The organism is Klebsiella sp. Ech2A, from assembly GCF_030078455.1.
Lineage (GTDB): Bacteria > Pseudomonadota > Gammaproteobacteria > Enterobacterales > Enterobacteriaceae > Klebsiella > Klebsiella terrigena.
This window is the reverse complement of sequence record NZ_JAQGFU010000166.1, coordinates 1-9,944: the sequence shown is the minus strand read 5'-3', so window position 1 is coordinate 9,944 and position 9,944 is coordinate 1. Positions and strand designations below refer to the sequence as shown.

Sequence of the window (9,944 nt, the reverse complement as noted above, 5' to 3'; positions counted from 1 at the left end):
CTCCACGGGCGGGTACAAATTTGGACGTAGGCGCCCCCCACCGCCCGCCGGTAAAAAGCCCGGCCGCGGGTTTCAACGGCGGTCTGCAATCAGGCCTGCGATAGCTGCCGCTGCATTGAAGAATGGAGTATTCTTCAGCTATCTATTATCAGGCCGTTGCCGATCGGCGTTTGATTCACTGCGCACCGCCTCGGTATTAACGCCAGCTGCCGGGCAAAGCGCGGAATGAGGCACGGCGAATAACAGGAAAATGCGATGACACGCACGCAAAGGCTCCTTGAAATGCTCCAGATCCTGCGGGAGCACCGCTATCCGGTTACCGCATCGACCCTTGCAGAACGTTTGGCGATAAGCGTGCGCACCGTTTACCGGGATATTCAGACGCTCCAGCAGCAGGGGGTCTGCATCGAGGGCAGTTCCGGCATGGGATATATTATTAAGTCGGACTACCATCTGCCGCCGCTGGTGTTTACGGCCCAGGAAATTAACGCCCTGACGCTCGGGCTAAGCTGGGTTTGTCATAATACCGATGCAGATTTTAAAAAGATCGCTAAAAGCACGCTGGCTAAAATACATTCGGTGACGCCTGATAAATTAAAGGAGCACATCGAATATCAGTCATTGCTGACCGGGCCGGGTGAAAGAGATGAGGCTTTTTTTCCTGAGCTGCGCCACGCGATTAATCACCGACATAAAGTTCAGATAGCCTATTGCGCTAAAAACGAGCGCCTCTCTTCCCGAGTGATATGGCCGGTGGCGCTGGTTTATATGGAGGAGTGCTGGCTGCTGGCCGGATGGTGCGAGCTGCGAAAAGATTTTCGCCATTTCAGAACCGACCGGATAATACACATCGCCCCGCTTGCCGATAAATATAACGAAAGCAGGATCCGCTTATTGCGAAAATGGAGGGCGCAGGAGGGGCTTCGCCTGGGCGATGAGTACTGACAAAAGCTGTCACTGCCTTTTCATAGACTCCTGTAGAGCAAAAAACATTATTCTTTACAGGAGCGAACATGAGCTTTCAACACAAAGTCGCAATAGTGACCGGCAGCACCGCCGGCATCGGTGAGGTGGTCGCGGAGCAATTACACCGCGCGGGTGCGCGGGTGGTCGTGGTCGGCCGATCCCGCGAACAGGCGGAGCGCAAGGCTAAATCGCTGTCAGCGGATGGACGCACCGCGGCGGGTATCGCGTGCGATGTTTCGCAGCCGGAGCAGGTGCGGCGGATGATCGATGAGGTGGTGTCCCGCTTTGGCAGACTGGATTATGCGGTTAATAACGCGGGTATCACCGGCGAAAGTCATAAAAATATTGCGCAGCAGACGATAGATAACTGGGAGAGGGTGATCGCCACCTCTTTGAGCAGCGTTTTTTACTGTATGAAATATGAAATTCCGCCGCTGCTAAAATCCGGCGGCGGGGCGATCGTTAATTTATCCGCTGTCAATGGCCTGGTCGGTATTCCCGGGCTGGCGCCCTACACGACGGCCAAACACGGCGTTATTGGCCTCACCCAAACCGCCGCGCTGGAGTTTGCGCAGCAGGGCCTGCGGGTCAACGCCGTGGCTCCGGGATACGTCAGCACGCCGCGTATAAATCAGCTGCCCGCAGACGTTCAGAGCGCCTTTGCGAATAGCCATCCGCTAAAGAGAATGGCTAAAATGCAGGAGGTGGCGGATTTTATCCTGTTCCTGCTGTCAGAAAAGGCCGGGTTCTGCAGCGGCGGCGTCTATCCCATCGATGGCGGCTACCTGGCGGAGTAAATGCTTGCCCGGGCAGCGGAAAACTGTCCGTTGAGCAATGCGTTACGCTGGCGGTTGCCGCGCTTGCTCGCTAAGCTTGCAATCGCTTCCCTGAGAAGCGGATAGCCTAAAAAAGGAGCAGGGCGATGATTTCAAAAGAGAACGCTGAGCATTATGTCTGGGGCGATAATTGCGACGGTTGGTATCTGCTCAACCGCCAGGACATGCTCGTCATTCACGAAAAAATGCCGCCGGGCACCCGCGAAAAGCGCCATTATCATTGCCTGTCCAGACAGTTTTTCTTCGTGCTGCAGGGGGTTCTTACCATGGAGCTGGCGGGGAAGAGGCACGAAATCGGCGCTCAGCAGGGGCTGGAAATTCCCCCCGGGTTAGAGCATCAGGCCAGAAACGAGAGCGACGCTGCGGTGGAGTTTATCGTTATCTCCCATCCGACGACGCGCGGAGATCGAACCGACCTCGCGTCATCCCGACGATCAATCCCGGGCCAGCGCCGTTAGCGGCGATCGTCCGGGGCATCAAACGGGCCGTCAGCGCTGCTCGGGGTCGCGATAAGCGAAAGGGTCCGCAGCCGACGTTCTCAGCGTCCTCAGCAGCGACTCATACAGGCTCCCGACCGCCAGAGAGTCTTTTGACGCCCGGCTCCGGTATAAGGCCACCGCCATCGGCTCCAGCGGCCCGAGCTGCTGCTCCCTGCCCAAAATTTGCAGCTGCGGCGGGGCGCTACACTGGGTCAGCACCGCGACCGCCAGCCCGCTCTCCACTGCCGCAATCTGGCCTGAGAGGCTGGAGCTGTTATAAACCACCTTATACCGGCGTCCCTGTAGGGCTAGTGCGTTGATAGCGCTGCGTTTTGCCATGCTCGTACTTTCGTATACCGCCACGGGCAGCGGGTCGCGCCGCCAAACCTCAAACTGTGGAGAACCGACCCACACCATCGGTTCATAGAATAGCAGCGTCCCCTGGCTGGCATTTTCCCGCGAGACCAGCGCAAGGTCTAAATCGCCGCTCTCAACGCGCGGGATCAGCGAAGTCGATTGTTCGCAGCTGAGCTCGATCTCTATCGAGCCAAAGTTAGGGGCAAACCTCTTGAGGGCCGGCGTCAGGTATTTGGCCGCATAGTCGTCCGGCACGCCCAGCCGAATGCGCCCCGTGAGCTCCTCGCCGTGAAAGGCGGCCTGGGTCTCAGCGTGCAAATCAAGCATCCGCCTGGCATAGCCCAGCAGCTTCTGTCCTTCGGGCGTGAGCTGGTTTTGCCGGGGGCCGCGCAGGATAAGCTGGCAACCGAGAGCCGATTCAAGCTTTTTAAGCTGCATGCTGACCGCCGACTGGGAGCGGTGAACCTCAGGTGCCGCCGCAGAAAGCGACCCCGCATCGACCACAGCGACAAAGCATTTTAGCCAGTCCATCTGGAGATCCTGAAAATGCATGCTGGCTCCATGTATTCGATAAGCAAATAATATCATCCATTATTATGCGTTTTTATCGATCGCGCAACGCGGGCATAGTGGCTCTCAGTTGAGGTTTGCGCCACTGGAAGAAGACGATGCCCGCGATGACGAAAAACAGCGCCGATTTAGCTTTGCTGAACGGTTCACTTATTGGCTCCGGCTTTCGCGAGCTGATGCCGATTTCATTATTTGTCGCCGTTTTCGGCGCCGCCTTTGGCCTCGCGGCCTCGCAGGAGGGCCTAAGCCATCTTACGGCGACCATGATGAGCCTGCTGGTTTTCGCCGGCTACGCCCAGTTCGCCGCGCTTGGCCTGTGGGGAGAGCCGGTGCCGCTAGTCACGCTTGTGGCGACCGTTTTCGCGATCAATGCCAGGCATCTGCTAATGGGGGCCACGCTGTATCCGTGGCTACGCTATTTATCCCCGGCTAAGCGCTATGGGATCATGGCGGTCGCATCCGATGCGAACTGGGCGATGGCGATACAGGCATTTAGCCGCGGCAGGCCGGGGCTGGGCCTGCTCTTTGGCGGCGGTCTGGCGCTGTGGCTTTTTTGGGTTGTCGGCACGGTGGTGGGGCTCTACTTCGGCAGCGCAATCCACGATCCCCAACGCTACGGCCTCGATATGGTGATGGGATGCTTTCTCCTCTCCATGGTGTTTGAGGGGGAAAGGAGCCCGCGGACGTTGATTATCTGGAGCGTGGCGGCGGGCGCCTCGCTGCTGGCCTATAAATGGCTGCCGCAAAACAGCCACGTCATTGCCGGCGCCATCGCCGGAGGGATCGTGGGCATCGTGCCGGGAGGCAAAAAAAATGAACGTTGAGATGTCGGATGCCGGGGCGGTAATGGTCATCATCGTGATGGCGCTGGTGACGCTCGCCACCCGCTGGGGTGGCGTATACGTGATGTCTTTTGTGCCGCTCAACGGCAAGATAAAAAACTTTATTCAGGCCATGTCCGGTTCCGTGCTTGTCGCCATTATCGCCCCCACGGCAGCGACCGGCGACAGAGGCGCCCAGATGGCGTTGCTGACTACCGCCATCCTGATGCTGGTGCTTAAAAGGCCTCTCATTGCCATCGCTGGTGGGATCCTCGTCTCAGCATTCGTCAGACGGTGATTAACGCGCGTCGGCTTGTCGACGGGCGGTGAAAAACGTCAGCACGACGGCGCCGAGCAGCAGCGCGAGACTCATCGCAAAAGCGTACTGCCAGCCGAAATGGTCAAACACAACGCCGCCTGCCGTCGAACCCAGGGCGATAGAGAGCTGGATCGTCGCGACCATCAGCCCACCTCCGACCTCGGCATCTTCGGGCAGGGTGCGGGCTATCCATGTCCACCATCCGGTGGGCGCAGCGGTGGCAAACATCCCCCAAAGGCCCAGCAGCAGGGCAACAATCCACAGGCTGTGCCCGGCCACTATTAGCGTCCCGGCGATGGCGGCCATCAGCAGAGGAAGGGCCATCAGCGTCAGGTAAAACCTCGCGCTGAGGAACGCGGAGACGAACAGCGTGCCAACAAAACCCGCCACCCCAATCGTGAGCAGGATAAGCGACAGGCCGGAGCTATTTACCCGCGTTACCGTCTCCAGAAACGGGCGCACGTAGGTAAATAACGCAAACTGCCCCATAAAGAACAGGCCGCAGGCAGACATGCCCATGGCGACCACCGGGCGGCCGAACAGCCGAAACACGTTTGCGCGCGGCGCACGGCTTGTGCTGCCCGCCATATTGGGCAGGCTGAAGCACTGCCAGATGAAGGCGATTATCGCCACGGGCACCAGGCACATGAAGGCTCCGCGCCATCCGACAGTGGTCCCGAGATAGCTACCCAGCGGTGCGGCCACCACCGTCGCCAGCGCGTTACCGCCGTTAAAAATAGCCAGCGCGCGGGAGACCTGGTGCTGCGGCACAAGGCGAATGGCCGTGGCCGCGGACATCGACCAGAATCCGCCGATGGCAATACCAATCAGGGCTCTTCCCGCCATGTAGATCGGAAAGCTGGAGGCGAGGGCGATAACGATCCCCGACAGCGCCATCAGAGCCGTCATCCCCAGCAGGAGGTATTTGCGATTCACGTTGCCGGCAATAGTGGAAAGGGTCAGGCTGGTCAGGACCGCCAGCGCCCCGGAGATGGCAATTCCCTGGCCTGCCAGCCCCTCGGTCACGGCTAAATCTTTGGCAACCGGCGTCAGCAGGCTGACCGGCATAAATTCCGAGGCAATCAGCACGAAAACGCACAGGGTCATGGCAAAAATGCCGCCCCAGCGGGCGTGCTCTTTAGCGCGGGGTGTTACAGGATTCAGTGTGGACATGGGCTACATCTCTGAATATCGCCCCGGGCTGGCGGTGATCGCGCCGGAACGGACGCTATTTATGCAATAGCGATCGACATTATGGATAAGGATCAAGTGCGATGTTGTCAGCGGGGCTCGATAACATCAGGCTGGAGGCGTCGGAATAAAAACCGCCGGCCAGCGTCCGGCGGCTTGTTAAAGGTTAGCTTTCGAGGTTTCTATTTTAAGCCGTCTTTAAAGAACTGCTCGAAGCGCGCAAAAGGTATTTTACCGGCGACGTTGTCGTAGAGGTCCACGTGGTTCGCGCCCGGAACAATAACCAGCTCTTTCTGCTTGCTGCCAACGGCTTTAAAAGCATCTTCCGCAAAGTAGCGCGAGTGGGCCTTTTCCCCGGTCACGATAAGCGTTGGGATGGTGATTTCGCTGGCGTAGCTCAGCAGCGGCATATTCATAAACGATAAAGGCATTGTCGCCGTCCATGCGCCGGTGGAATTAACCGAACGCTCATGGAAACCGCGCGGCATCCGGTAGTAGTCAAAGAACTCTTTTAGCACCGGGTGAGGATCGGCGGGGAGGGTCTCCGGCAGAATACGCTCCGCAGCGCTGGCTTTGCCGTTCTGGTCGACGTAGATGTCGTGACCGGCATGGGCGAAGGTTCCGCTCTGCGCATCCTTCCAGCGCTGCTCGTTCAGGTACTGCAGGACGGCGTGGCGATCGGCCGTGGAATAACGGTCTTTACCTTCGCCAACGCCGTGGCCCATCGCCCGGCTCATGTCGTACATCACGCTGGTGGCGACCGCCTTAACGCGGGTATCCATTGCCGCCGCATTCAGCGCCATCCCGCCCCAGCCGCAGATGCCGAGGATGCCAATACGGTTGCGATCGACCTCTTTTTGTAAGCCGAGGAAATCAACCGCCGCGCTAAAGTCCTCGGTGTTGATATCCGGGGAGGCGACGTTGCGGGGGTGACCGCCGCTCTCGCCGGTGTAGGAGGGATCGAACGCCAGCGTCACAAAACCTTGCTCAGCCATAGTCTGCGCATACAGGCCGCTGGATTGTTCCTTCACCGCGCCAAAGGGCCCGCTGACCGCGATTGCCGCCAGCCGGCGATCTCCCCGTTGTTTGGGGATATAAAGATCGCCCACCAGGGTGATGCCATACCGGTTCTGGAATGACACCTTACGGTGATCCACTTTACTGCTTTCGGCGAAGGTCTTATCCCATTTCTCGACCATCGAAATGGGCGCATTTGGATTGCTGGTATCAGCATAACTCATTGTCGTGACTCCACTTAATGATGCACACAGCAGCATCGCAGGTATAGCGGACGTCAGTTTTTTGGCGAAAGCATTCATCAAAAATTCCCCTGGAAAAAAGGATACAGGTACAGGTTTCATCCGGACAACGCTGCGGTGCTTTGTTTCATGGGGCTCATTATAGTTAGCAAAAATAGTGCTGATTAGAGGGGGTAAAGTGCTAGGATTAATATCATATTGTTATAGAAAGGGCGGAGAAGCGGGCGAGACGTAACCCGGTACCGCAGGAGGCACTGATGGCAAAACGGGAAAACTATAATGAGCTCTACCTGTTTATGCAGGTAGTGCGGGAGGGGAGTTTCACCGCAGCGGCCCAGCGGCTTGGGCTGGCGCAGTCGGGAATTAGCCGTTCCGTTCGCGAGCTCGAAGAAAGGCTGGGCGTCCAGCTTCTGGTGCGCACCACGCGCAGGCTATCCCTGACGCAGGCGGGCGAGCAGCTCTACCAGACGGCCGAGTCCGGATTTGATGCCTTAGATTCGGGGCTTGCCACGCTGGCGCACTATCGTCAGACCCCGTCCGGCACGGTACGCATCAATGCCAGCCAGCACGCCATTGATAAATGCCTCCTGCCAAAGCTCGCGGTATTTAAGCAACGCTATCCCGATATCCGGCTGGAGCTGATGAGTGAAAGCCGGTTCGTCGATATTATTGCCGAGAGATTCGATGCGGGCGTCCGTTTGGGGCCGGAGGTGGGCAGCGGCATGATCGCGGTACGCATTACGCCGGATATGGAGATGGTCGTTGTTGCCACTCCCGAGCATTTTCGTCGCTACGGCTTTCCGCAAACTCCGGCAGAGCTGGCGGCGCACCCCTGTATTGCCTATCAGTTTGGCGACGGAAGCCTGTACCAGTGGGAGCTCAATCTGGACGATAAAAAAATCACCCACCTGCCGCAGGGGCAGTGGGTCTTCTCCGACAGCTATATGGAGGCAGAGGCCGCCCGGCGAGGCCTGGGGCTGGCCTATGTTCCCGAAGAGCTGGTGGCCGATGATTTAGCGCGCGGCGTGCTTATCCGAGTGTTGCAACCCTACAGCCTGCGCATGGAGGGCTCATTCCTCTATTATCCCCATCGCAACGTGTCGCCGGCCCTGAGAATCGTCATTGATACACTGAAGATATGATGCAGGGCGATGGCATCACCGCCATTATGAGCAGCGTCGCCTCGCTAAGGCGCGCCGCGACCGTTAATAATGTAGAGTATCAGGGGACCCGGAGCGAGCGGCGGGGCTAAAGCGGCAATAGCCGGCAGGGGCACAGATGAGGAAGACGATGGCATATCAGCAGGCGCTGCAGAGATTGTTGTTAGACGATGCCGTGAGGATGAAGGCGCTTTATGCCGTGCAAATCTTAAGGCTCAACGACGGCTGGATCGGCGCCGGATTCGTGCGGGATGCGGTCTGGGATCGCCTGCATGGATACGGCCAGCGGCCCGTCGGCGGAGACGTTGACGTGGTGTGGTTTGACGCTGCGCGCTGCGCTGCCGATGACGATCGCCTTCTGGAAGCCGCGCTTCATCAAGTGAGCCCCGCGTTCGACTGGTCGGTGAAGAACCAGGCCAGAATGCATCACCATAGCGGCAATGCGCCGTACCGCTCTACGGAGGATGCGATCCGCTACTGGCCTGAAACGGCCACGGCTGTCGCCGTCAGAATAGGCGACGCGGGCTTGATTGAGGTTATTGCTCCCTACGGCCTTGCCGATTTATTCGAGCTCCGCCTAAGGCCGACGCCGCAGTTTGAGCAGCAAAGGCTGTCCGTGTTTAAACATCGGGTTGCCGCCAAAAGGTGGGTTGAGCGTTATCCCCAGCTGCAGCTTATTGTTCCCGGAGAGCCGGAGCAGGGCGAACGGGCGCTTTCCTGATGGGCGTCACTCTCTCGAACCGGGGATACTTTTCGCAATTATAGGGCAGTGGTTTACCACTGCTTCGCTATCCAGGCAGCAAAGTCGCGCATGGCGACAGTTTCGGGGCGCGACTGCAGCCGCGTGAGCCAGTATCCGCCGCAATGAATCTCCGTCGGGAACGGCTGCACGATGCGCCCGGCGCTGAGCAAATGGCGAAACATGCTGGCTGGCGCAATCGCAATTCCGGCCCCGCACTGCGCCACCTCCAGCATCGCCAGCGACGTGTCAAAAACCATCACCGGATGCGTCGGCGCCGGCGGGGCTTCACCGGCCTTCGTCATCCATGTTGCCCATTCGTCGCGGCGGTAGGAGCGCAGCAAGGTGTACTTAAGCACATCCGCCGGTTTGTAGAGCGTCTGGGCAATCACCGGCGTGCAGAGCGCGGTGAGCGGCGCATCGCAAAGGAATATGGCCTCGGTATCGTGCCAGGCGCCGTTGCCGAAACGAAGGGTGTAGTCCAGCCCTTCGGCGGCGGGATCGACCCGGTTGTTATGCGTCGACAGATGCAGGTCGATATGCGGGCAGCAGCGGCGAAAATCCTCCAGCCGGGGCAGCAGGAACCCCACCGCAAACGTCCCGACGACGCCTATTTTTAGTTTTTCTCGCCGTTGCCGGGCGCTAAAACGATCGAGCGTATCGGCGATGATGTCGAAAGAACCGTTCAGCACCGGCAGGAGGTTTTCGCCTTCTGTCGTCAGCATCAGCCCGCGCGATACCCGCACAAATAGCTGACAATTAAGGTGTTCCTCCAGCGATCTTACCTGCTGACTAATAGCAGAATGCGTGACGTTGAGCTCAACGGCCGCGCGAGTAAAGCTTAGGTGCCGGGCGGCGGCTTCGAAAGCGCGGAGGGCATTCAGTGGGAGATAGCTTCTGGTCATGGCCGTATATGTTAGAAAAACTGCAGGCAGATGCTAAGTTTAATCGTTTGTCAGAGCGAGTCAAAGCCCACAGACTTAGCGCGTTTTCAGGGCCCTGATATCTCTCACTCTATGGAAGGTTTTACCCATGCAAAAAATGTTGAACGGCGTTCTGGCACTGGCCGCGCTTTCGCTCCCCGCGGCAAGCCTTGCTGCACCGAAGACGCTCAGCGAGCAGCAGATTTCTCGGGTGGTCAGCCAAACCATCGAGCCCCTGCTCAAAGAGCAGGCGATCCCTGGCATGGCGGTGGCGGTTATTTATCAGGGCCAGCGGTACTATTTCACCTGGGGCAAAGCGGACGT

Annotated in this window: 11 protein-coding genes and 1 pseudogene; 8 read left to right on the top strand and 4 right to left on the bottom strand. The window is 58.5% G+C overall.

The genetic code is table 11. The annotated features are described in order from the left end of the window. Positions 1 to 255: 255 nt before the first annotated feature. The 3 genes from PFH44_RS21365 (at position 256) to PFH44_RS21355 (ending at position 2,260) form a co-directional block, all read left to right on the top strand. Positions 256 to 945, top strand: a complete 690-nt coding sequence (locus PFH44_RS21365; protein ID WP_283826075.1) for a helix-turn-helix transcriptional regulator — start codon at positions 256 to 258, stop codon at positions 943 to 945. 68 nt (positions 946 to 1,013) lie between these two features. Further along, positions 1,014 to 1,763: an SDR family NAD(P)-dependent oxidoreductase gene (locus tag PFH44_RS21360; protein WP_283826074.1), complete on the top strand. Its 750-nt coding sequence runs from the start codon at positions 1,014 to 1,016 to the stop codon at positions 1,761 to 1,763. Positions 1,764 to 1,888: 125 nt separating this feature from the next. Then, positions 1,889 to 2,260, top strand: coding sequence for a cupin domain-containing protein (locus PFH44_RS21355; protein ID WP_283826073.1), 372 nt, complete (start codon positions 1,889 to 1,891; stop codon positions 2,258 to 2,260). A 30-nt stretch (positions 2,261 to 2,290) separates the two neighbouring features. Here the strand turns inward: PFH44_RS21355 and PFH44_RS21350 are convergent, their stop codons facing one another. Continuing rightward, positions 2,291 to 3,169: a LysR family transcriptional regulator gene (locus PFH44_RS21350; RefSeq protein ID WP_283826072.1), complete on the bottom strand. Its 879-nt coding sequence runs from the start codon at positions 3,167 to 3,169 to the stop codon at positions 2,291 to 2,293. 146 nt (positions 3,170 to 3,315) lie between these two features. Between PFH44_RS21350 and PFH44_RS21345 the strand changes: the two genes are divergently transcribed. Both PFH44_RS21345 and PFH44_RS21340 read left to right on the top strand, forming a co-directional pair. Beyond that, on the top strand, positions 3,316 to 4,032 hold the full coding sequence (locus tag PFH44_RS21345) for an AzlC family ABC transporter permease (RefSeq protein ID WP_045855463.1): 717 nt from the start codon (positions 3,316 to 3,318) through the stop codon (positions 4,030 to 4,032). Beyond that, positions 4,022 to 4,327, top strand: coding sequence for an AzlD family protein (locus PFH44_RS21340; protein WP_283826071.1), 306 nt, complete (start codon positions 4,022 to 4,024; stop codon positions 4,325 to 4,327). The genes PFH44_RS21345 and PFH44_RS21340 overlap by 11 nt, the downstream gene beginning before the upstream one ends. On the opposite strand, the gene PFH44_RS21335 is transcribed toward PFH44_RS21340, so the two are convergent. Both PFH44_RS21335 and PFH44_RS21330 read right to left on the bottom strand, forming a co-directional pair. Continuing rightward, positions 4,328 to 5,521 carry an MFS transporter gene (locus tag PFH44_RS21335; protein ID WP_283826070.1) on the bottom strand — a complete coding sequence of 398 codons (1,194 nt, stop codon included), beginning with the start codon at positions 5,519 to 5,521 and terminating at the stop codon, positions 4,328 to 4,330. A gap of 200 nt (positions 5,522 to 5,721) precedes the next feature. After that, positions 5,722 to 6,858 (bottom strand): alpha/beta hydrolase, encoded by a 1,137-nt coding sequence (locus tag PFH44_RS21330; protein ID WP_045854977.1) that lies wholly within the window; start codon positions 6,856 to 6,858, stop codon positions 5,722 to 5,724. Between the two features lie 197 nt (positions 6,859 to 7,055). On the opposite strand from PFH44_RS21330, the gene PFH44_RS21325 reads away from it, so the two are divergent. Both PFH44_RS21325 and PFH44_RS21320 read left to right on the top strand, forming a co-directional pair. Continuing rightward, positions 7,056 to 7,940 carry a LysR family transcriptional regulator gene (locus PFH44_RS21325; RefSeq protein ID WP_283826069.1) on the top strand — a complete coding sequence of 295 codons (885 nt, stop codon included), beginning with the start codon at positions 7,056 to 7,058 and terminating at the stop codon, positions 7,938 to 7,940. A 148-nt stretch (positions 7,941 to 8,088) separates the two neighbouring features. After that, positions 8,089 to 8,679, top strand: a complete 591-nt coding sequence (locus tag PFH44_RS21320; protein WP_283826076.1) for a nucleotidyltransferase family protein — start codon at positions 8,089 to 8,091, stop codon at positions 8,677 to 8,679. 53 nt (positions 8,680 to 8,732) lie between these two features. On the opposite strand, the gene ampR is transcribed toward PFH44_RS21320, so the two are convergent. Next, positions 8,733 to 9,602, bottom strand: coding sequence for a LysR family transcriptional regulator AmpR (ampR, locus tag PFH44_RS21315; protein WP_045854979.1), 870 nt, complete (start codon positions 9,600 to 9,602; stop codon positions 8,733 to 8,735). Between the two features lie 136 nt (positions 9,603 to 9,738). Here ampR and PFH44_RS21310 point away from each other — a divergent pair. Continuing rightward, positions 9,739 to 9,944 (top strand): annotated as a pseudogene (locus PFH44_RS21310) (class C beta-lactamase); the annotation flags it as partial.

Bases quoted from the DNA above. Each gene is read 5' to 3' on its own strand.
- PFH44_RS21365 (WP_283826075.1), top strand. From the start codon at position 256: ATGACACGCACGCAAAGGCTCCTTGAAATGCTCCAGATCCTGCGGGAG.
- PFH44_RS21360 (WP_283826074.1), top strand. From the start codon at position 1,014: ATGAGCTTTCAACACAAAGTCGCAATAGTGACCGGCAGCACCGCCGGC.
- PFH44_RS21355 (WP_283826073.1), top strand. From the start codon at position 1,889: ATGATTTCAAAAGAGAACGCTGAGCATTATGTCTGGGGCGATAATTGC.
- PFH44_RS21350 (WP_283826072.1), bottom strand. From the start codon at position 3,169: ATGGACTGGCTAAAATGCTTTGTCGCTGTGGTCGATGCGGGGTCGCTT.
- PFH44_RS21345 (WP_045855463.1), top strand. From the start codon at position 3,316: ATGACGAAAAACAGCGCCGATTTAGCTTTGCTGAACGGTTCACTTATT.
- PFH44_RS21340 (WP_283826071.1), top strand. From the start codon at position 4,022: ATGAACGTTGAGATGTCGGATGCCGGGGCGGTAATGGTCATCATCGTG.
- PFH44_RS21335 (WP_283826070.1), bottom strand. From the start codon at position 5,521: ATGTCCACACTGAATCCTGTAACACCCCGCGCTAAAGAGCACGCCCGC.
- PFH44_RS21330 (WP_045854977.1), bottom strand. From the start codon at position 6,858: ATGAATGCTTTCGCCAAAAAACTGACGTCCGCTATACCTGCGATGCTG.
- PFH44_RS21325 (WP_283826069.1), top strand. From the start codon at position 7,056: ATGGCAAAACGGGAAAACTATAATGAGCTCTACCTGTTTATGCAGGTA.
- PFH44_RS21320 (WP_283826076.1), top strand. From the start codon at position 8,089: ATGGCATATCAGCAGGCGCTGCAGAGATTGTTGTTAGACGATGCCGTG.
- ampR (WP_045854979.1), bottom strand. From the start codon at position 9,602: ATGACCAGAAGCTATCTCCCACTGAATGCCCTCCGCGCTTTCGAAGCC.